The sequence below is a fragment of the Dyadobacter sp. CY327 genome (assembly GCF_021390415.1).
Classification (GTDB): Bacteria; Bacteroidota; Bacteroidia; order Cytophagales; family Spirosomataceae; genus Dyadobacter; species Dyadobacter chenhuakuii.
Genome location: NZ_JAJUXJ010000008.1, coordinates 340,739 through 360,948, shown reverse-complemented (window position 1 = coordinate 360,948; position 20,210 = coordinate 340,739). Strand labels below are relative to the sequence as shown.

The 20,210-nt window shown below is 44.9% G+C and carries 19 protein-coding genes; 10 read left to right on the top strand and 9 right to left on the bottom strand.

Going from position 1 to position 20,210, the window contains the following annotated elements:
• Position 1: 1 nt before the first annotated feature.
• From LZG74_RS24490 to LZG74_RS24475, 4 genes are all read right to left on the bottom strand, one after another.
• A complete protein-coding gene (locus LZG74_RS24490; protein ID WP_233799097.1) occupies positions 2–1,117 on the bottom strand; it encodes a glycosyltransferase in 1,116 nt (371 codons plus the stop codon).
• The gene (locus LZG74_RS24485) at positions 1,104–2,120 is read right to left on the bottom strand and encodes a glycosyltransferase family 2 protein (protein ID WP_233799096.1); all 1,017 of its coding nucleotides are present in this window, start codon (positions 2,118–2,120) and stop codon (positions 1,104–1,106) included. The genes LZG74_RS24490 and LZG74_RS24485 overlap by 14 nt, the downstream gene beginning before the upstream one ends.
• A 102-nt stretch (positions 2,121–2,222) precedes the next feature.
• A complete protein-coding gene (locus LZG74_RS24480) occupies positions 2,223–3,401 on the bottom strand; it encodes an acetyl-CoA C-acyltransferase (RefSeq protein ID WP_233799095.1) in 1,179 nt (392 codons plus the stop codon).
• 162 nt (positions 3,402–3,563) lie between these two features.
• Positions 3,564–3,797 (bottom strand): PspC domain-containing protein, encoded by a 234-nt coding sequence (locus LZG74_RS24475; protein ID WP_233799094.1) that lies wholly within the window; start codon positions 3,795–3,797, stop codon positions 3,564–3,566.
• 295 nt (positions 3,798–4,092) lie between these two features.
• Here LZG74_RS24475 and secA point away from each other — a divergent pair, with 295 nt between their 5' ends.
• Positions 4,093–7,440 carry a preprotein translocase subunit SecA gene (gene secA / locus LZG74_RS24470; protein WP_233799093.1) on the top strand — a complete coding sequence of 1,116 codons (3,348 nt, stop codon included), beginning with the start codon at positions 4,093–4,095 and terminating at the stop codon, positions 7,438–7,440.
• Between the two features lie 134 nt (positions 7,441–7,574).
• Positions 7,575–8,234 (top strand): phosphatidylserine decarboxylase family protein, encoded by a 660-nt coding sequence (locus LZG74_RS24465; protein ID WP_233799092.1) that lies wholly within the window; start codon positions 7,575–7,577, stop codon positions 8,232–8,234.
• A 14-nt stretch (positions 8,235–8,248) separates the two neighbouring features.
• Here the strand turns inward: LZG74_RS24465 and LZG74_RS24460 are convergent, their stop codons facing one another.
• Together LZG74_RS24460 and LZG74_RS24455 are read right to left on the bottom strand one after the other, a co-directional pair.
• Positions 8,249–8,869, bottom strand: a complete 621-nt coding sequence (locus LZG74_RS24460; protein WP_026632010.1) for a rhomboid family intramembrane serine protease — start codon at positions 8,867–8,869, stop codon at positions 8,249–8,251.
• Between the two features lie 27 nt (positions 8,870–8,896).
• Complete coding sequence (locus tag LZG74_RS24455) at positions 8,897–9,868, bottom strand: polyprenyl synthetase family protein (protein ID WP_409014529.1); 972 nt, start codon at positions 9,866–9,868, stop codon at positions 8,897–8,899.
• A 139-nt stretch (positions 9,869–10,007) separates the two neighbouring features.
• Here LZG74_RS24455 and LZG74_RS24450 point away from each other — a divergent pair, with 139 nt between their 5' ends.
• On the top strand, positions 10,008–10,847 hold the full coding sequence (locus tag LZG74_RS24450) for an aminotransferase class IV (RefSeq protein WP_233799090.1): 840 nt from the start codon (positions 10,008–10,010) through the stop codon (positions 10,845–10,847).
• A 46-nt stretch (positions 10,848–10,893) separates the two neighbouring features.
• Here the strand turns inward: LZG74_RS24450 and LZG74_RS24445 are convergent, their stop codons facing one another.
• From LZG74_RS24445 to LZG74_RS24435, 3 genes are all read right to left on the bottom strand, one after another.
• On the bottom strand, positions 10,894–11,754 hold the full coding sequence (locus LZG74_RS24445) for a hypothetical protein (protein ID WP_233799089.1): 861 nt from the start codon (positions 11,752–11,754) through the stop codon (positions 10,894–10,896).
• A 127-nt stretch (positions 11,755–11,881) separates the two neighbouring features.
• Positions 11,882–12,901 carry a thiamine-phosphate kinase gene (thiL, locus tag LZG74_RS24440; RefSeq protein WP_233799088.1) on the bottom strand — a complete coding sequence of 340 codons (1,020 nt, stop codon included), beginning with the start codon at positions 12,899–12,901 and terminating at the stop codon, positions 11,882–11,884.
• A 102-nt stretch (positions 12,902–13,003) separates the two neighbouring features.
• The gene (locus LZG74_RS24435) at positions 13,004–13,459 is read right to left on the bottom strand and encodes a hypothetical protein (protein ID WP_026632015.1); all 456 of its coding nucleotides are present in this window, start codon (positions 13,457–13,459) and stop codon (positions 13,004–13,006) included.
• Positions 13,460–13,596: 137 nt separating this feature from the next.
• On the opposite strand from LZG74_RS24435, the gene LZG74_RS24430 reads away from it, so the two are divergent.
• The 7 genes from LZG74_RS24430 (at position 13,597) to LZG74_RS24400 (ending at position 20,207) form a co-directional block, all read left to right on the top strand.
• Positions 13,597–13,827 (top strand): cytochrome b5 domain-containing protein, encoded by a 231-nt coding sequence (locus tag LZG74_RS24430; RefSeq protein ID WP_233799087.1) that lies wholly within the window; start codon positions 13,597–13,599, stop codon positions 13,825–13,827.
• Positions 13,828–13,881: 54 nt separating this feature from the next.
• Positions 13,882–14,727: an N-acetylglucosamine kinase gene (locus LZG74_RS24425; protein ID WP_233799086.1), complete on the top strand. Its 846-nt coding sequence runs from the start codon at positions 13,882–13,884 to the stop codon at positions 14,725–14,727.
• Between the two features lie 41 nt (positions 14,728–14,768).
• Positions 14,769–16,013 carry a sensor histidine kinase KdpD gene (locus tag LZG74_RS24420; protein ID WP_026632018.1) on the top strand — a complete coding sequence of 415 codons (1,245 nt, stop codon included), beginning with the start codon at positions 14,769–14,771 and terminating at the stop codon, positions 16,011–16,013.
• Positions 16,014–16,019: 6 nt separating this feature from the next.
• Positions 16,020–16,706, top strand: coding sequence for a response regulator transcription factor (locus LZG74_RS24415; RefSeq protein ID WP_233799085.1), 687 nt, complete (start codon positions 16,020–16,022; stop codon positions 16,704–16,706).
• A 93-nt stretch (positions 16,707–16,799) separates the two neighbouring features.
• Entirely contained in the window at positions 16,800–17,039 is a 240-nt protein-coding gene (gene rpmB / locus LZG74_RS24410) for a 50S ribosomal protein L28 (RefSeq protein ID WP_026632020.1), read from the top strand.
• Between the two features lie 88 nt (positions 17,040–17,127).
• Positions 17,128–17,619: a 2-amino-4-hydroxy-6-hydroxymethyldihydropteridine diphosphokinase gene (gene folK / locus LZG74_RS24405; protein ID WP_233799084.1), complete on the top strand. Its 492-nt coding sequence runs from the start codon at positions 17,128–17,130 to the stop codon at positions 17,617–17,619.
• A gap of 221 nt (positions 17,620–17,840) precedes the next feature.
• Positions 17,841–20,207 carry a TonB-dependent receptor gene (locus LZG74_RS24400; RefSeq protein ID WP_233799083.1) on the top strand — a complete coding sequence of 789 codons (2,367 nt, stop codon included), beginning with the start codon at positions 17,841–17,843 and terminating at the stop codon, positions 20,205–20,207.
• The last annotated feature ends 3 nt before the right edge of the window (positions 20,208–20,210 follow it).

Sequence of the window (20,210 nt, the reverse complement as noted above, 5' to 3'; positions counted from 1 at the left end):
GCTAATAATTTTTATCTATTAATTCGATCCAGTTTCTATAACCATTGTCCACGTTGAACTGACTGGCTACTTCAATGCTTTTTTCACTGCTGGTTGCCGTTTCCCCACTCATTACCGAGCGGATTCCTTTTACCATTTGTTTGATACTAATATCCTGAGTAACAATGCCCATGCCCTCTTTTACAAATTCCGAAACACCACCAGAAGGGAATGAAACAATAGGCTTACCGAGCAGCGCAGCTTCAATCATCACCAAAGGAAACGGGTCCTGCCGGGACGTGAGTAAAAACCCATTTCCCATGTTAAGGTAATTATAATAATCTTCTTTCTGCTTTCCGACAAGGTGAATTTTCGTCGCCGATTTCGAATTCCTGCAACGTTGTTCTGTGTAATAAACGAGCCCGTCATCAATGCTTGCTCCCACCCATATCAGGTGAACGCGCGGATCGTTAAGTTCTTGTGCAAGATCGGGTAACATATCAAAACCTTTTCTTTCCGAGGTCATTCCTGACAGGATCCATACAAAATCATCGGCCGGAATGCCTAATGCACGTTTCAACTCGGCGGTGCGCTTTTCGTCTTTTTTTACGAGCATGTGATCGATAAAGGAATAAAGCAGCTCCACATTTTTTCCACCGGCATCTTTGATCGGCTCACAGGTTGTTTGCGAGCAGCCAATAAGCAGGCTCGAATAATCGATAATGCTTTTGAAATCCGGTGAACTTAAATAGGTGTATGTCAACGGCATTTCGTGAAAATGTGTGACCACCGGAATGGAAAATTCCTTGGCAACCACAATCGTTTCGGGCATCATCGTTGTATTTACGTACCAAAAATCAGCCTTGAAATCCTTTGCCAGTTTTCTGAGATATTTTAATGTAGGATGAATCCCGAGGTGAAAAGAGATCTTTTCCACCATATTGAAAGTTTTAGGCGCTATAAAAACGGGAATGTCCGAGGGGAACTCTTTCAATAATTCACCATTTGCAAAACTGACAATGCCGATATCAAAGCGGCTTCGGTCAATTTTGTTCACGATATAAAGCAGCATCATTTCTGACCCTGTCCGCGTAGCATAAGGAGTAAAGAAGAGGATCTTTTTCTTAACGTTGTTCATGTACAGCTGTTAGCAGATCAATATTTTCTTCGGGCTTTATCTTGTAGAGCCCTTTTTTCAATAGGAGTGTTCGCCAGAAATATTTCAGGATTACCCGCGTCTTGCGCACATATATATGCTGCGTGCGCAGTTCTGTGAATGGGTTTCCGTCTTTTTTTAGGTTAAAAGCCATTTTCCAGCCGTAAATAACGGGGATCATGAAAATGTAATGCGCAATGAGCAGCAAATACTGGAACATTCCGTATTGTTTTCTCACCCAAAGGAAGTTGGAAATCTGCATTTGCGTGCTGAAACGGTTGATCCAGGAAATATTCGTCCGTCGGAAAGGATTATTGTTTTCCAGGTGAATAAACTTGCAGTCTTTGAAATAGCAAAGTTTCCCCAGCTTTCCGAGCCGCCCCGACCATTCCACATCTTCGCCATACATAAAGAAATCATCACTGAACCCGCCGGTTTTCTCAAATCCTTCCCTGCGAAGACAAATGAAAGCGCCCACAAGCCAGTCATACTGGTCAGGATCGGCATGTTGGGGATCGGGATAAAGCTTTTTCACAACCCTATCTACGGTATTACTGATCGGAAGGATGAAAAATGTGCGGCGGAAGTCGTTAAAACTTTGGTAAAAAGGCATTGGCGTGCCATCGGCGTAATATTGTAGTGCGCCGCATGCGATAATGTCGGTTCGCACATTCAGGCGTTCGAAGCAGCGGTGAATGACATTATCGGTAATTAATGTATCCGCATTCAGCAGCAGGAAATATTTTCCTTTTGCTACGGCCATTCCCCTGTTATTAGCAATCCCAAAACCGTCGTTAGAAGGCGCGTTAATCCATGTAATCTCCGGATATGCCCTTTTTACTAATTCGCCACCACCATTTTCCGGATCATTATCAACAACAATAATCTCAAAAGAAATGCCTGAAGTAAACTTATGAATAGAGTCTAAACAATTGATTATGAGCTGAGGCGTCCGATAATTGATAATGATAATGGATACATCCATGCAGAGGTGTGTATGTTTTGGGGCAAAAATAAAGAATCTCCGCCGAAGATGGTTCATTCTTCAACGGAGACCGTAAAATAAGTTATGCAATTACCGAACGGTTTAATTTAACCTTTCAAAAATTCCAGCAACGCCCTGCCCGCCACCAACACAGGCTGTCACCATGCCGTATTTTTGATTTCTGCGTTCCATTTCATTGAATAACTGAACAGAAAGCCGCGCACCGGTTGATCCCAATGCGTGTCCCAAAGCGATAGCACCACCATTGGGATTCACAATTTCCGGATTAATGTCCAGTTCCTGGATCACTGCCAGCGATTGTGCTGCAAATGCCTCATTCAGTTCTATTTGTTCAATGTCATTCAATTTTAATCCCGCTTGTTTCAATGCAATAGGGATAGCAGCCACTGGTCCGATGCCCATTATGCGGGGGTCCACGCCGGCAGTTGCATAGGAAAGCATTTTAGCAATGGGCTTCAAATTCAGCTCCTCCACCATTTTCTCCGACATGACCATGACAAATGCTGCTCCGTCGGAAGTTTGGGATGAATTTCCTGCGGTTACGGTTCCTCCGGCTGCAAAAACGGGTTTGAGTTTATTGAGTGCTTCTAATGTTGTATCCGCTCGTGGTCCTTCATCTTGTTTTACAACAATTTCTTTCGTTTTCTTTTTGCCGGAAGCCGCGTCAAAATAGGTTTCTGTAACAGTTACAGGCACAATTCCATCCGCAAACCAGCCCTCTTTCTGCGCTCTCAATGCTTTCTGGTGTGAGCTGAAAGCGAATTCATCCTGCTTCTCGCGGCTAATATTGTAATCTTTTGCAACCTGTTCGGCGGTCAGGCCCATGCTTAAATAATAGTCTGGATTTGTATGCGCAATTTCATAGTTCAATGCTGTTTTCCATCCCATTGTAGGAACGAGTGACATGGATTCTGTTCCGCCGGCAATGATGCAATCCGCCATTCCGGCATGAATTTTCGCTGACGCCATGGCAATGGCTTCCACGCCGCTGCCGCAATAACGGTTGATCGTAATGCCCGAAACGTTTTTTGGTAATGCGAGCAAAGCCACATAACGACCCATTTGCATGCCCTGCTCAGCTTCTGGCACCGCATTGCCAACAATCACGTCGTCTACGCGGGCAGGATCGAGGTTAGGGATTTTTTCAAGCAGATATTTAATGACAGTTGCTCCCAGGTCGTCGGGACGGGTAAAACGGAAGCCTCCCCGGGAAGCTTTTCCGACGGCGCTACGGTAACCGGCAACTATGTATGCATTCATATATGTCTGATTTTTAGTTTGGAGCGTAACACAGGCACTGGAGAATAGTATGCCTGCATACCATTGGTAAAAATAGCAATTAATCATAAAACAACAAACCACCGGAATTTGTTTTCCGGTGGTTTGCAATTACCAAGTCTTACTGATGGAACCTTTGATATTTTAAGAATAAATCCGATGTTCTTCGTGCGTTTTGGGCCTTTTAGCGCTGTCCGGCATCACGATCCAAAGGATAATGTAAAACAGGATGATAGGAAATGTTACCGGAATGAAAACGCCCAAAACGAAAAGTACACGCACGATCGTTACATCTATATCCAGATAATCCGCTATTCCGGATGCTACACCACCTATAATTTTGCTGCTTGTATTGCGAAATAATCTGTTGTTGTTCATGGCTGTCGTTGTTTATTTTTTCTTTGATGATTCAAAGGTACTGTGTATTACATAGTAGTTGAAAATAATTGGTACAAACGGTTCTCTTGCCTGAGTATGGGTGCCTTATTGGTTTGAGCAAACGGTAAAAAAACATTAGAGTTACATTAGGATTCTTCTGATTCATATACAATACTATTTGCAATGAATTACCTTTGAGTTTGAAAATGATAGCTTTGCTGACAATCTGGCACGATTAACGGGCAGGCTCAATTATTTTTCTGTAAATGATCGGTTAAAAACATATACTAAAATCATGTTTAAAATATTTTCAAAGCTGTTCGGCACAAAATCAGAACGGGATTTAAAAGAATTGACTCCCTACGTTGATAAAGTCAATGCCGAATACGCACTCCTGGCTTCTTTAACCAATGATGACCTGCGGGCAAAATCCGAAGGTCTGAAACAACATATTGCCGACAACCTGAAATCCATTGATGATCAGATTGCTGCTTTAAGACAACAAGCTGCTGATGAGCCTAATGTCGATAGCAAAGAAGCGATTTTTAAGAAAATTGATGCGCTTGATCTGGATCGTAATAAAGAGCTGGAAAAGATTCTTCTGGATATTTTGCCAAAAGCCTTTGCCATTGTAAAGGAAACGGCGCGCCGCTTCAAGGAAAATGAAAAGCTGGAAGTGACGGCTTCTTTCTTCGACAGGGAAGTGGCAACCAAAAAGTCACACGTTACCATTGAAGGTGACAAAGCTTACTGGAATACAACCTGGGATGTAATTGGCCAGCCTATTAAATGGAACATGCTGCATTATGATGTGCAGCTGATCGGGGGTGTGGTTTTGCACCAGGGGAAAATCTCTGAAATGGCGACAGGGGAAGGTAAAACGCTTGTTGCAACGCTTCCCGCATTCCTTAATGCATTGGCAGGAAACGGCGTTCACATTGTAACCGTGAACGATTACCTGGCAAAACGTGATGCGGAATGGAATGCACCTCTTTTCGAATTCCACGGCATGAGCGTCGATTGCATAGACCGCCACCAGCCCAACACCATTGCCCGCAGAAATGCATATAAAGCGTCATTGACTTACGGAACAAATAACGAGTTCGGTTTTGACTATCTGCGTGACAACATGTCACGTACGCCCGAAGAGCTCGTTCAGCGCAAGCACCATTTCGCGATGGTCGATGAGGTTGACTCCGTTTTGATCGATGATGCGCGTACGCCATTGATCATCAGCGGCCCGGTCCCAAGAGGTGATGAGCAGGAATATCTGGAATTGAAACCACGCGTTTCGCGGATCGTTGAAGCACAGAAAAAGCTGGCGATGGATTTCCTTACCGACGCCAGAAAGAAAATTGCAGCCGGCGATAAAAAAGAAGGAGCATTATCCTTGTTCCGCGCACATCGCGGAATGCCGAAATACAAGCCTTTGATCAAATACCTGAGTGAATCGGGTATTAAGGCGCTCATGCAGGAATCGGAATCGATTTATCTTGCTGAAAATCAAAAGCTGATGCCACAAGCGGATGAACCGCTTTATTTCACAATTGACGAGCGTCATAACAGCATCGAACTAACAGAAAAAGGAATTGACTTCCTGACAGGTGAGTCGGAAGAGACTAACTTCTTTATTCTGCCCGACATTGCGGTGGATCTTGATGCAATTGAAAAAGACGCATCATTGAATGAGCAGGAACGCATTATCAGGAAAGAAGCATTAATCCGCGATTATTCTGTAAAAACAGCACGTATCCACACAGTTAACCAGCTCTTGAAAGCGTTTACGCTTTTCGAAAAAGACGTGGAATACGTGATCATGGACGGAAAGGTTAAGATCGTCGATGAGCAGACTGGCCGTATCATGGATGGCCGCCGTTATTCCGACGGTTTGCACCAGGCGATTGAAGCAAAAGAGAATGTGCGCGTTGAAGATGCGACTCAGACTTACGCGACAGTTACCCTTCAAAATTACTTCCGGATGTATCACAAGCTGGCCGGTATGACCGGAACGGCGGAGACGGAAGCAGGTGAATTCTGGGAAATCTACAAACTGGATGTGGTGTCGATTCCTACCAATGTTAATGCGGTTCGGAAAGACCATGAAGATAAAGTGTATCGTTCGGTTCGTGAAAAATACAATGCGGTAACGGATGAAATTGTAGAGCTTGTGGAAGCCGGGCGGCCAGTCTTAGTAGGTACAACTTCGGTTGAAAACTCTGAGATCATCAGCCGGATGCTTACATTGAGAAAAATTCAGCACCAGGTTTTGAATGCCAAGCAACACCAGCGTGAAGCAGAAGTGGTGACAGAAGCCGGTAAGCCGGGAACTGTAACGATTGCAACCAACATGGCTGGTCGTGGAACGGACATTAAGCTTACGCCGGAATCGAAAAAAGCGGGCGGACTTGCGATCATTGGTACAGAACGTCACGAAAGCCGTCGTGTAGACAGGCAGTTGCGTGGTCGTTCCGGTCGCCAGGGTGACCCGGGATCTTCTCAATTCTTTGTCTCGCTTGAAGATAACCTCATGCGTCTCTTCGGTTCCGACCGGATGGCGAAGGTGATGGACCGGATGGGATTGGAAGAAGGCGAAGTGATCCAGAGCGGAATGATTACCAAATCCATCGAACGCGCGCAGAAAAAGGTTGAGGAAAACAACTTTGGTATGCGGAAGCGTCTTTTGGAATATGATGACGTAATGAACTATCAGCGTGACGCCATTTATACACGTCGCCGCAATGCATTGTTTGGAGAACGTCTGGCTGTTGACATTGCGAATACATTATATGATGTATGTGACGAGTTGGTTGGCTCTGCAACTTCTTATGCAGAACTTGAACTGGCTGTGATCACAACATTAGGAATGGAACTTCCTTACAGCGAGTCGGAATATGGTTCAATGAGGCCAGCGGACCGTTCACAAAAGCTTTATGAAGCAGCTGAGAAGCAATATCAAGAAAAGAATGCCTCGATAGCAGCGAAAGCGTTACCAGTTTTGAGCTCTATTTACGCAGAACGCGGTGCGACTATCTCTGAAATCATGATCCCGTTCAGCGACGGAATTCGTCAGACGGGCGTTGTAGTGGGCTTGAAAAAGGCTATCGAAAACGAGGGAAGGGAAATCACGACTGAAATGGAGAAAGCCATTGTGCTATCACTGATCGACCAGGAGTGGAAAGAGCATTTGCGTGAGATGGATGATTTGAAACAATCCGTTCAGAATGCGGTGTTTGAGCAAAAGGATCCTTTATTGATTTATAAATTTGAGTCGGTTGAGCTTTTCAAGCGCTTCCTGAGCAAGGTTAACTTTGATATGATCTCCTTCCTGATGAAGGCGGATATTCCTCAGGAAGAGGCGGTTCCGGCTACTGCAGTGCAGCAAACCGTGCGTCGCCCTGCGCCAGCGCCTGAGTTGCATACCAACCGTGAGGAGGATTTTGACCTGGACATGGACGGCGGCCCAAACGAGTATGCCCGTAATATGGAGTCAACCACAAAGGCACAGCCTGTTCGCACCATTAAAATCGCCGATAGGAACCAGAAAGTATCAGTCCAGTATCGCGATGGCCGGATTTTGCGTGATGTGAAATTCAAAAAAGTGGAGCAGGAAGTGAAGAACGGAGATTGCGTAGTGATCGAATAATCATTCATAAAGCATTAATAAATTGTAAAGCCCTGCCTTTCTGAATGGATTGGCAGGGCTTTTGATGGAAAGGAAATCAGTATTTATACGATATTTGTATTTTACAGCAAGTCATTAACGAAACATAACCCTGCATGAGACTGCACAAAGAAGGTTACACCATCATGGCCATTACAGCCATTATATTGATACTGATAAACTTAGGCATATATTATCTGCTGCCTGACGGTTATTGGATTCCAAGATTGGTGTTGATTGGCAGTGTGATCGTATTCTTTCTCGTAGTTCAGTTTTTCCGCGTTCCAAAGCGTGTGGTGTATAAAAGTGACAGACAGATCGTCGCGCCCTGCGATGGAAAAATTGTGGTAATTGAAGAAGTTGTTGAAAGTGAGTATTTTAAAGGGCCAAGGAGACAAATCAGCATTTTCATGTCTCCACTTAATGTGCATATCAACTGGAACCCGATCAGCGGGGTCATCCAGTATTTTAAATATCATCCGGGATTATATCTTGTTGCGTGGCACCCTAAATCCAGCACAGATAACGAGCGCACAACCGTTGTTATCAAGACCATTGAAGGCATCGAAATCCTTTTCCGTCAGATTGCAGGTGCAGCAGCGCGTCGTATACGCTGGTATGTGAAGGAAGGCGACCAGGTGGAGCAGAGCACGGAAATGGGCTTTATCAAGTTTGGCTCACGCGTGGACATTTACCTGCCGCTGGATGCGGAAGTAAAGGTTAATCTGCAAGATAAAACTGTGGGAAGCGTAACCGTGCTGGCGGAATTAAAATAAACGCCAGCTCGGAATTAAAATAATCGCCAGCTTAAAATCTGCTGTAAAAATCCAGGAACTGCGCTGGGATAAACTACGGCCATAAACACAAATCCGAAAATCGCGCCGACCATGTGCGCGCTGTGGTTCACATAACTCGTTCCTCTCTTGGATTCGTAAAATGAATATCCCAAAAAGAGCAATCCAAAAATAAATCCGGGCATACAGATAAAGAAATACAAACAAACCTGCATCAAAGGCGAATAAAGGATTGCGGCAAAAAGCACGGCTGAAACACCACCGGACGCACCCAGCGAATTGTATTTGGAATTATTCCGGTGTTTCAGGAATGTCGGAATGTCTGAAACAATGATGCCGACAATGTAAAGGAACAGGAAATAAATGGTGCCGCTCGGCCCAAAAAGCATAGCAAAAAGCCTTTCAATTCCTTCTCCTACAAACCACAAACTGAGCATATTAAAGATCAAATGCCCAAAATCCGCATGAACAAAACCGGATGTTACGAAACGGTAATATTCGTTGCGCTGCGTGACTTTATAGGGGTTAAGGATCAGTTTGTCCATTAAACTGTAATTGTTTAATGCATAATAACTGATTCCGGATGTAATAATGACGAGTATGAGGGTTATGGACATGTTCGGTGTTGAATGTTTGAATGACTGTTACTTTTCGCGCTCAACCAGTTGCTCGGCAAATTGCAGCAATGGTTGCTTTCTTGCTTCATCAATTTTAAGTGCGTGCAGGCTGGAAAGCCCTTTGGTAAAATATTCCTGGATTTTTTGTTCGGTGAATGCACGGATGCCCAGCTTTTCGTAAATGGCTGTAACGCCCGCCACTTTTTCCTGCTTATCGAAATCGGCCAGACCGATCCATTTATCAAGTTCGGCTTTTGATTCCTGATCTGCTTTGGACAATGCTTCAATAAGCAGGAATGTCTTTTTGTTTGAAATAATATCACCGCCTACCTGCTTTCCAAATTTATCAGGATCGCCATAAACATCCAGGAGATCGTCTTTTAATTGAAAACCAATCCCCATATTTTCCCCTGCCGAATAAAGCAACTGAATGGATTCTTCATCAGCACCGCCGATAATCCCGCCCAGTTCCAATGCAAAACCCAGCAAAACCGAAGTTTTCAGACGGATCATGCCCAGATATTCTTCTTCGGTAACGTCCCAGCGGGTTTCAAAATTCATATCCAGCTGTTGCCCTTCACAAACTTCGGCAGCCGTTTTATTGAATCTTTCCAAAACACGGCGCAGCTTTTCGGCAGGAATGTCCAGCAGCAGATCATAGGCCTTTATTAACATCACATCCCCGGACAAAATCGCCGTGTTCGCATTCCATTTTTCGTGAACCGTTGGCTTTCCCCTTCGCAGCGGCGCCTGGTCCATAATATCGTCGTGCATCAATGTGAAATTGTGAAAAACCTCCACGGCCATAGCCGGTTTCACAGCATTATCCCATTGATCAGAATATATTGAAGCGGCAAGTAATGTCAGCAAAGGGCGGAAACGCTTGCCGCCGAGCGACATAATGTAGCGGATCGGCTCATAAAGCTCAGCGGGATGAGCGCCGTAGGATTGTTTTTCAAACTCAATTTGCAGCGTCTGCAGTAATTGTTCGGGTTTAATCATTCGCAGAGTAAAAAAAGTCCGTTCAGATAAATCTGACGGGTAAAATAGTAACGTCGTGATTTGATCAGATATGTATGCAAAGTAGGGAAAATTAATAACTTTGAGATTCCGCCCATCATATATTAATTCACCCCGCATGCCTTTTCACCAATATTTCAACGGAGAAATCCTTCCTATTGACAGCCCGGTTTTCAAGACCAATGACCTTGGCTTACTCCGCGGTTTTGGCCTTTTTGACTATTTCAGGACTTATAATGGCGTGCCGTTCCGCTGGGATGATTACTGGCAGCGGTTTGAAAATTCGGCGCGTTTGTTAAAGCTAACATTGCCCGTTTCGCAGCAGGAAACGGAGAAAGTCCTAGCCGATTTACACGCAATGTCGGGCGAGCAGGAAGTGGCTTTTCGCTTTGTTTTGACGGGTGGTTATGCATCTGACAGCGTAAATGTTGTGCAGCCCAATTTTTTGATCAGGACGGAATCATTGCCGCAGGACAATCCCGCCGGACGTTTGAAAGGCATTAAGGTCCTGCCTTACGACTATGTACGCGACTTGCCGGAAGTCAAAACAACGAATTACGTGCACATGGTTTTAATGGCCGATGAACTGCGTCGCCAGCAAGCTGCGGATTTACTTTTTCACAAAGAAGGGGAAGTAAGCGAGCTGACCAGAAGCAATATTTTCATTTTTCAAGGCGATAAACTCATTACTTCGGACCGCAACATTCTCAAAGGCATTACCAGAAAAGTCGTAATGGAGCTTGCTAAGCCACACTTTGACGTGGAAATTAGGCCGGTAATGTATAAAGAAGTGATTATGGCTGACGAGGTTTTCACAACCAGCACAACAAAGTGGGTTATGCCGGTTGTACAAATCGGCGACTTGCCGGTCGGAAGCGGAGAAGCCGGAAAACGGACGCTTTTCTTGCAGCAATTATTTGAAAAACTGGTTACCGATTGGGGCAAATATAAAAAGTGACGAGCTAGATGGCCGCCACTTTCTAATTCTCGTAATAAGCTAAAATTTATTTAGGTGCATTTGGTGAATCCTTGTTTACGATCGGCCATACGCCAGGTCTTGGAACGCTTACGCCCTTGGTCATGCCTCTTTTCATCTCATCCGGCCCGAAATAGTATAGCGGCCAGCCTTTATAGGTAAGTTGTTTTTTGCCAAAAACATCAATGGTCGCGAACGTTGTTTTGTCGAGATTGGAAGGAAGTCCTTTCACTTCGCTCACTTCGTATATTGGCCATGTCCCGTCTTTTTGCGGATCATTGGTTGTCCAATTGTTAATGCCAGACGAATCGCGCGCGAATGCATACAATGTTCTGCCCATGCCGTCTACAAAAAACTGCGTTTCTCCCGTTCCTTCCGTCAAATCAGGTTTGTAGGATTTCCCGTCATTGCCCACAAGCTGCGCATTGGCCAGCATAATCGTGTAATCCGTCTTGGCGACAAACCAGATTCCACCTACATTCTCACCTTTCGTTTCACCCGCAGCTGCATCATTTGCGAAATAATACAGCGGCCATCCTTTATAAGTGGTTTGAGGTTTGCCGTCAGCACGGGTAATGTTGGCAAAATCACCGACCGCAAGGTCGCCGTCGATTTTAAGCTTGGAAAGATCGCTTACAGCGAAAACAGGCCAGTTCGACTCGCAGTTGCCTGAGCAGTTGGAGTTTCCGTTGGCGTCTTTAGAAAAGAAATAGAGCGTTTTGCCGTCCTTATCGGTCAAAATCCTTCCTAATGTGGCGTTGTCTTTGAGCTGAATGTCATTGGCGACAGGCGTAGGATCTGTTTCCGGGTCGTCATCCGAGCAGGATATGGCGACGGACATGATCAGGCCCAGGATAAAGAGCATGCGGGTGAATTGAAATAATTTCATGGGTTCAATTTTTTATTGTTAGAGATGAATTGGATTGTCGTGAATACGAGCAAAGCCATCCGAAGGTTGCGCAACAAAAAAAGCATAACCAATGGCTATGCTTTTCTAAGTGAATGCGAATCGTTTTTCAGCTCCAACCCTGCGCTGTGATCGGCACCCAGCTATCTCCTTTGGTATGGAGCACTATTTCTTCCTTATCTCCCGTCATGTAGCCTATAAAGCTGATTTTAGGATTGTTTTTAATCAAATCATAAGATGCCTGTGAAACCGTGAAAAGCAGTTCATAATCCTCACCGCCGTTCATGGCCGCCGTGATCGGGCCAATGTTCAGTTCTGAGGCAGCCAGGTAAGTTTGCTCGTCAATTGGAATTCTTTCTTCAAAAACCACCGCGCCTACGCCCGATTGGGCACACAAATGCAACAGATCGGAAGCCAATCCATCCGACACATCGATCATGGAAGTGGGCAGCACGCCTGCTTCTGCAAGTTCGTATATGACGTCCATACGTGCCTCCGGCCGAAGCTGGCGCTGGATTACGTAATCTTTTCCTTCCAGTTCCGGCTGCATATCAGGATTGGCAAGGAAAACCTGTTTTTCCCTTTCAAGCAGCTGTAAACCCAGGTAAGCGCCGCCCAGATCGCCCGTAACACACAGTAGATCATTGGCTTTTGCCGTGTTTCTGTAAGTAATTTTATCCTTTTTAACCTTCCCAAAAACGCTTACGGAAATCAAAAGCCCCGATCTTGAAGACGAAGTGTCGCCGCCAACCAGGTCCACATTAAAATCCACACAAGCCGCTTTCATGCCGGCATACAATTCATCAATCGCTTCCAATGAAAACCGGTTGCTTAATGCCAGATTCACAGTGACTTGCCTCGGAATGCCGTTCATCGCCGCAATGTCCGACACATTTACCGAGATGGCTTTGTAACCCAAATGTTTCAAAGGGAAAAAGGTAAGGTCGAAATGCACGCCTTCCAGCAGCATATCCGTTGATAGCAAGCCGAATTCTTCTCCCGTATCGATCACCGCCGCATCGTCGCCAATTCCCCTTATCGTATCCGGTAATGTTGTTTTTATTCCGCTGTTTATTCTTTTTATAAGCCCGAATTCCCCCAGGCTGCTTATTTCAGTTCTTGTTTCCATGGTGCAAAATTAGCTAAAAAAAGCGAAGCCACTTCCTGTGGGAAATGGCTTCGTAATATTATAGACTATCTCAAAAGCATTGTAATATGCTAATGGAGAGGATTATGGATTGCTTAAAGTGTATTCGTTGATCGTTCCACCTGTTTTTGGGCTCGATTTCAATCTTGTCAGGATCAATCTGGCGTCGTCCAGGGATGTAATTGTGAATTCAACGGTTCCGCCGCTTCCAGTTGGCTGAGGCGTTAACTCTCTAAGGATCAGCTTGGAATCACCATCCAGTTCCCAGGTTCCGCTGAATGTGCTGCCGTCGAACTCCGTATAGGAAACCGTTTTTGTGCCGGATGCATCATTTAATGTCAGTCTGAAAGCCGAATAAGCCGGGACCGCATTGGTTGAGCCTCCTCTGGTATAGACAACCGTCGGCCCATGCTTCACAGATTCAGCCGTCCATGCTTTCGCAATACGCTCTGATACGGGTTTCACTTTTTTCTTACATCCGGTTGCAATCAGGGTCAGTGCCAGTATTGTACACCAAATTAAAGAGTAACTTTTTTTCATATTTCGTTTTCTTGAATTTCCTAAACAGAACGCCAAGTTCTTACATTTTAGTCTTATTATCAAAATATTCATCCAAGATCATTTTTAATTTCGAACCGAAAATCCGTAATCACTAAATTGCGGGCTAAACGGCAGTAATGAAAGAATATACAAAAGCGCAGCTTGCGCTCAGAAACGGGCAGGATAAGGAGGAAATCTGGTGCGCATACAAAGGCATAATCTATGATGTAACCGCATCGCGACTCTGGCGAAACGGGCATCATTATGAGCATTGGGCAGGCCAGGATCTTACCAAGGAACTGGGCGACGCGCCACATTCGGAAAAGGTTTTTAAGCGCTTCAATGCCATCGGAAAATTGCAATCCTGAAAAGCCAGCCCATCCAGAAAACATTATCATTACAGCTGAACGCCAGACACATTCATGCAGCAAACCTATTTAATAGCGGATAGCGGATCTACGAAAACCGACTGGGTCATAAAAGGTCCGGAAGGCGAACATTCGTTTCAGTCCGCAGGCATCAATCCATTTTATCAGACTGCGGAGGAAATTATTCCGGTTCTTGAAAGGGAAGTCGTTCCTAATCTGATAGGGACGATTGACAAAATCTACTTTTTCGGAGCCGGTTGTGCCGATCAAAAGACAAGTAAGCCCGTTTTTGAAGCATTAAGCAAATGTGTTTCATCTGCTGACATCATTGAAGTTGCGTCGGATATGCTGGGCGCGGCGCGTGGCTTGTGTGGGCATGAGCCGGGTTTGGCGTGTATTTTAGGGACGGGTGCAAACAATGCATATTATGATGGCACCAACATTATCCGTTCCATTGGTTCGCTGGGTTTCTGGCTCGGCGATGAGGGAAGTGGTTCCTTTCTGGGAAAAACATTGGTTGTTCATTTCCTGCAAAATGAGCTGCCGGATGATTTACATACGCATTTTACAACTCAATTTCCGGACCTGAACCGACTCTCGGTTTTAGATAATGCTTGCAAAAAACCCTATCCTAACCGCTATTTTGCATCTTTCTCGACATTCATTGCAGCGCATAGGGAGCATTTATTCTTGCAGAATATGATCGAAAACGCGTTCACGCTTTTTGCTGAAAAATACATTTGCAAGCATAGCGAAGCAACAATGGTCCCGGTCCATTTCACCGGTTCTATTGCCTTTTACTATCAGGATATTTTGAAAAATGTTTTGGAAAAAAAAGGACTAGAACCCGGACGCATTCTGCGCTCGCCGCTGGAAGGACTTTTGCAGTATTATTCCTGATCTGCTACAATAAAAAAAGCATCGAACGTTAATCCTGCGCCATGTCACGACGAACCATTCAGTCACTCACCGTTTTTTCTGCCCTGCTCATCATTGGTGTGGTGATTACGCAGATATATTGGGTGAAGCAGGCACTGGATCTCAGGCACAGGGAATTTAACCAAAATGCGCACGTCGCATTGCAGGACGTGGCGACCAAGCTTGCGAAGGTGAATGGTGTTATGCAAAGCGTCAACCCCGTGGAGCAGCTGTCGCCGCAATATTTTCTCGTAAACACCAACGCGACCACGCAGCCGGAACTCCTCGAAAATTTTATCAAAGACAGTTTTCAAAAAAATAACCTGATCACCGATTTTGAAGTCGGGATTTATGATTGTACGACCAACCGGATGCGCTATGGCATGTCACTGAGCACCAAAAACAATGATAAAATCCCCACGCCGACTTCGAATTGGATCAAAACAGATAAATATCCCTATTATTTCGGCGTTCGTTTTCCTGAGCAGGACAGTTATTTTGCCGGCACCATTAATGGCGCAATCTGGTCTTCTGTGCTGGTTTTGGTGGCGGTCTCGTTTTTTGCTTATGCGCTTTTTGTGATTTTGAGACAAAAACAATTGTCGGAAGTGCAGCGGGATTTTGTCAATAATATGACGCATGAGCTGCAAACGCCAATTTCGACGATTCGCATTGCGGCGGATGTTCTAAACTCGGATAACATTGTAAACCAGCCGAAACGACATCAGAGATACGTTCAGATTGTGCAGGACGAGATTTTGCGATTGCAGGGACAGGTTGAAATGGTGCTTTCAATGGCCAAAGCCGAGCGGAATGCTTTGACATTACAAAAGGAAGTAATGCGCGCGGAAGACATTATCGAATCAGTTTTGCTGCCTTTTGAAAACAAAATAACCTTTCTAAACAAGGCTGAGAACACATTGATCGAAGCGGACCCATTCCATTTCAGATGTATGATCAACAACCTGATTGACAATGCATTAAAATATTCCAATGACACTCCGGACGTAAGGATTGAAACCTATAATAAGGGCAAATGTCTGTTTATAGCTGTTCAGGACCATGGCATCGGGATTGCACCGGAATATCGCAAGAAAATTTTCAACCAGTTTTTCCGCGTTCCTTATGGCGATGTGCATAATGCGAAAGGGTTTGGCATCGGCCTCAGTTACGTAAAACAGATCGTCCGGTCGCATAACTGGAAATTGGACCTGGAAAGCGAACTGGGAAAGGGAAGCACATTTAAAATATCAATTCCTCAGAAATAAGCCTAAATGAAAAAGCGAATTTTATACGTAGAAGACGATCCGAACCTGGCATTTGCGACGAAGGATAATCTGGAAGAGTATGATTATGAAGTCGTTCATGCGCCGGACGGTGTGAAAGCATTGGAATACTTCGGGAAAGACCATTTCGATATCTGCGTGCTCGACATTATGCTGCCGAAAATGGACGGCTTCACATTGGCCGAGAAAATCAGGAATTCGGACAGCCAGGTGCCCATTCTGTTCCTGACAGCACGGGCTTTGCAGGAAGACAAGATCAAAGGCCTCAAACTCGGCGCGGATGATTATATCACCAAGCCATTCAGCATTGAAGAGCTCAAATTGCGCATTGACGTTTTCCTCAGACGCAGCAAATCGGAGCAGCCCCTGGCAACCAAAGCAGATTCAAGCAAGGTCGGTAAATACACATTTGACTTTCAAAAACTGACATTGGCTATCAACGGAAGCAGCCAGAACCTGACCTTCCGGGAAGCAGAAGTGCTGAAATATCTCGCCGAAAGACCCGATCAGGTCATTCGCAGGGATGAGCTGCTGAAAGCAATTTGGGGTGATGACGATTATTTTATGGGCCGGAGCCTGGATGTGTTTATTTCAAGGCTAAGGAAATATTTATCGGCGGATCCCGACATTAAAATCGATAATATTCATGGCGTAGGGTTCAGGATGAGGTGGTAATGCGGTATTTTTTGAAAATTTCTTTTATCAGAGTTTGTTCACGAAAAAATAATTGCGCATCTTTGCACCCTCATTTGGAAAAAAAGTAAGGTTATGGCTAAGGTTTGTCAAATTACAGGTAAAAGAACTCGCGTTGGAAATAACGTTTCTCACGCTAACAATAAAACAAAGCGTAAATTCTTCCCGAATTTGCAAAAGAAACGTTTCTTCCTTCCTTCGACAGGAGAATGGGTTACGTTGAAAGTAGCAACATCTGCACTTCGTACTATCAACAAGAATGGTATCGAAGCAACGATTCAAAAAGCATACGATAAAGGAACGCTTACGTTCTAAAAATATTTACGAGTTTTAAAAAGGACTTCTCCTATCCGGGAAGTCCTTTTTTCATGCATCGTGCACACCCCTGATAACGATCGCAGGCATGGCTTCCGCTAACAGCATTTTTCTTTCGCTAGGCTCAAATCTGGGCGACAGGCAGGCGGTGCTTGCATTGGCGAGGGAACAAATCGCAAACCGGGTCGGCATAATATCCAGCGAGTCTTCGGTTTATGAAACAGAACCCTGGGGCCTGGCCGATCAGCCCGCTTTCCTGAACCAGGTGATCCGCGTGGAAACCGCCTTGGCTCCCGAGGAAGTTTTGAGGATCATCCTCGACATTGAGCACGAGCTTGGCCGCGTTCGTTACGAGCGCTGGGGAGCCCGTGTGATTGACATTGACCTGCTGTATTACAATGCATTGCTGCTCAACAGCGCCCGCCTCACATTACCCCATCCCCGCCTTCAAGACCGCCTCTTCAACCTGATCCCACTGGTCGAAATTGCACCTGACTATATAAACCCGCTTCTGAAAAAAACGTCACTCGAATTATTGCAAATGTGTACAGACAACGGGGTTGTATCAAAAATTTCGTGAAAAAATACTATTTCTTGTTAGGTCTCTGATTTTCAGGTTTTGGCCATTTATTCCCTTTTTAGACGAGTTCATCACTTTTTTCTATCATATTAAGTTGATTAACACGTGCTTTGTAGGCTCCTGGAATTAGGTTCAGAAAAACTTTTAAAAAATTTAAAGAGGGTATACGTCTTTAAGGTTGTCATCAGAATAGGAAAAGTTCAATAATGAAATTAAAGCCCATGAAAAACAAATTACTCGTTCCATTCATTTTCTCGCTCTTTTTTTGTGTCAGCGCGTTTGCGCAGAACCGGCACACGGTTAGCGGTTATGTTAAAGACCAGTCAAATGGTGAAGGCCTTATCGGAGTTTCTGTCTACGTTCGGGAAGCCGAAACTGGCGTGGTGACCAATCCATACGGGTTTTATTCGCTGACATTGCCCGAGGGAAATTACACGCTTGTGTTCACCTATATAGGTTACCAGAAATCGGAAAAGCAGGTCACTTTGGATGCAGACAAGACGGTCAGCATTGAAATGTCTGACGAAAGCACCGATTTGCAAGAAGTCACAATCTCGACACAAAAGGAAGACGAGAATGTGAAGAGCATTGAAATGTCTGTCAATAAGGTGGAAATGAAAACGATCCGCAAAATGCCTGCATTATTAGGCGAGGTGGATCTGATCCGCAGCATTCAGTTATTGCCTGGGGTAACTTCTGTAGGCGAAGGCGCTTCCGGGTTTAATGTCCGGGGCGGAGATATTTCCCAGAACCTCGTGCTGCTGGACGAGGCGCCGGTTTATAACTCATCCCATTTGTTCGGCTTCTTTTCGGTTTTCAATCCCGATGCGGTTAAGGACGTAAAGTTGATCAAAGGCGGAATTCCTTCGCTTTATGGCGGCCGTATTTCTTCCATTCTGGATGTGAGAATGAAGGAGGGTAATGCTAAAAAACGGGAAATCAATGGCGGGATCGGGACTATTTTTTCCAGATTGACTTACGAACAGCCTTTTGCAAAAGGGAAAGGCTCATTCATTGTAGCCGGTCGCCGTTCTTACATTGATGTTTTGGCAAAACCATTTTTGAATTCAGACCTGAAAGATTCCAAGTTCTATTTCTACGATCTGACGGCCAAAGTGAATTATCAAATAGGTGACAAGGACACATTCTTTGCGTCGGGTTATTTCGGGAAAGATGTTTTCGGTGGAGGTGATTTTGGTTTCGGATGGGGCAATGCAACAGCTACGGCTCGCTGGAACCACATTTTTTCCAACAAATTGTTCATGAACCTGACTGGTTATTACAGCAACTACGATTACAACCTGGGCCAGAACCAGAACAAGCCGGACGCGAAAGACAAGTTTGACTGGAAATCGAAGATCATCAGCACAAGCATTAAGCCGGATTTTACATTCTATATCACGCCCAACAACCAGCTGACATTCGGCGGACAGTATATTTACTATGATACACGCCCGGGGAAAGCCATTGCCGTTTCGGAAGGTGAAAACACAGACATTAGCTTAGATCCGCGTTATGCCGACGAATCTGCATTATATATAGGTAACGAGCAGAAGTTAGGGGATAAGATTTCACTTCAATATGGCGTGCGTTATTCTTATTTCAGAAGCTTAGGACCGGGCACGGAGTATGATTATCTGGAAGTGGATAAAGGACAGCGCAAGTTTCCCATGTTTCCCGGCAAAACCTATAAAAAGGGAGACGTGATCAAAAGTTACGGAAACTGGGAGCCACGGGCATCTCTGAACATTGGGTTGACGTCCAATGCTTCCCTCAAAGCCAGCTATAACCGCACTGCGCAATATCTGCATTTGCTGTCGAACACAGCCGCAAGTTCCCCGCTGGATGTCTGGACGCTGAGCTCCGTCAACATTGCGCCGGAAAAAGCGGATCAGGTTGCATTAGGCTGGTTCCAGAATTTCAATAACAATATGTATGAAGCATCGGTTGAAGTGTATTACAAAAAACTTTATAACCAGATCGATTACGTTCCTGGCTCAGAGTTGCTGCTGAATGAGTTCGTAGCAGGCGACCTGCTTTTCGGAAAAGGCCGTGCATATGGTGCCGAATTTTACTTAAAAAAGAACAAAGGCAAGCTTACAGGCTGGATCAGCTACACCTTATCCCGGACAGAAAGAATGGTGGAGACGATCAACAATAACGACTGGTTCCCTGCACGATTTGACAAACCGCATAACTTCACTTCCGTTGCAATTTATGAAATGAGCAAAAGGCTGTCGCTTTCGGCCAACTTTACCATTACATCGGGCACACCTGCAACATTCCCTACAAATCGTTACGAATGGGGAGGCTGGCCGATTGGCAATAATTATGATGGTGCAAGAAACAACAACCGCATTCCGGCTTACCACCGCCTGGATCTCGCAGCTACATTAAAGACAAAAAGGAAATTATTTAAAACAGGTCAAGGCGAATTTGTCTTCTCCGTATATAATGTGTACAACCGTCGCAATCCGTTCTCGGTTTACACCCGCGCCAATGAAGATACGCCGCTTAAAACGGAAGCGGTCCGCTATTCGGTTATTGGCAATTTCATTCCTGCTATCACTTATAATTTCAAGTTTTAAAAG

What these genes read in the sequence shown, in the direction of transcription:
- LZG74_RS24490 (WP_233799097.1), bottom strand. Translation starts at nt 1,117, where the DNA reads ATGAACAACGTTAAGAAAAAGATCCTCTTCTTTACTCCTTATGCTACG.
- LZG74_RS24485 (WP_233799096.1), bottom strand. Translation starts at nt 2,120, where the DNA reads ATGGATGTATCCATTATCATTATCAATTATCGGACGCCTCAGCTCATA.
- LZG74_RS24480 (WP_233799095.1), bottom strand. Translation starts at nt 3,401, where the DNA reads ATGAATGCATACATAGTTGCCGGTTACCGTAGCGCCGTCGGAAAAGCT.
- LZG74_RS24475 (WP_233799094.1), bottom strand. Translation starts at nt 3,797, where the DNA reads ATGAACAACAACAGATTATTTCGCAATACAAGCAGCAAAATTATAGGT.
- secA (WP_233799093.1), top strand. Translation starts at nt 4,093, where the DNA reads ATGTTTAAAATATTTTCAAAGCTGTTCGGCACAAAATCAGAACGGGAT.
- LZG74_RS24465 (WP_233799092.1), top strand. Translation starts at nt 7,575, where the DNA reads ATGAGACTGCACAAAGAAGGTTACACCATCATGGCCATTACAGCCATT.
- LZG74_RS24460 (WP_026632010.1), bottom strand. Translation starts at nt 8,869, where the DNA reads ATGTCCATAACCCTCATACTCGTCATTATTACATCCGGAATCAGTTAT.
- LZG74_RS24450 (WP_233799090.1), top strand. Translation starts at nt 10,008, where the DNA reads ATGCCTTTTCACCAATATTTCAACGGAGAAATCCTTCCTATTGACAGC.
- LZG74_RS24445 (WP_233799089.1), bottom strand. Translation starts at nt 11,754, where the DNA reads ATGAAATTATTTCAATTCACCCGCATGCTCTTTATCCTGGGCCTGATC.
- thiL (WP_233799088.1), bottom strand. Translation starts at nt 12,901, where the DNA reads ATGGAAACAAGAACTGAAATAAGCAGCCTGGGGGAATTCGGGCTTATA.
- LZG74_RS24435 (WP_026632015.1), bottom strand. Translation starts at nt 13,459, where the DNA reads ATGAAAAAAAGTTACTCTTTAATTTGGTGTACAATACTGGCACTGACC.
- LZG74_RS24430 (WP_233799087.1), top strand. Translation starts at nt 13,597, where the DNA reads ATGAAAGAATATACAAAAGCGCAGCTTGCGCTCAGAAACGGGCAGGAT.
- LZG74_RS24425 (WP_233799086.1), top strand. Translation starts at nt 13,882, where the DNA reads ATGCAGCAAACCTATTTAATAGCGGATAGCGGATCTACGAAAACCGAC.
- LZG74_RS24420 (WP_026632018.1), top strand. Translation starts at nt 14,769, where the DNA reads ATGTCACGACGAACCATTCAGTCACTCACCGTTTTTTCTGCCCTGCTC.
- LZG74_RS24415 (WP_233799085.1), top strand. Translation starts at nt 16,020, where the DNA reads ATGAAAAAGCGAATTTTATACGTAGAAGACGATCCGAACCTGGCATTT.
- rpmB (WP_026632020.1), top strand. Translation starts at nt 16,800, where the DNA reads ATGGCTAAGGTTTGTCAAATTACAGGTAAAAGAACTCGCGTTGGAAAT.
- folK (WP_233799084.1), top strand. Translation starts at nt 17,128, where the DNA reads ATGGCTTCCGCTAACAGCATTTTTCTTTCGCTAGGCTCAAATCTGGGC.
- LZG74_RS24400 (WP_233799083.1), top strand. Translation starts at nt 17,841, where the DNA reads ATGAAAAACAAATTACTCGTTCCATTCATTTTCTCGCTCTTTTTTTGT.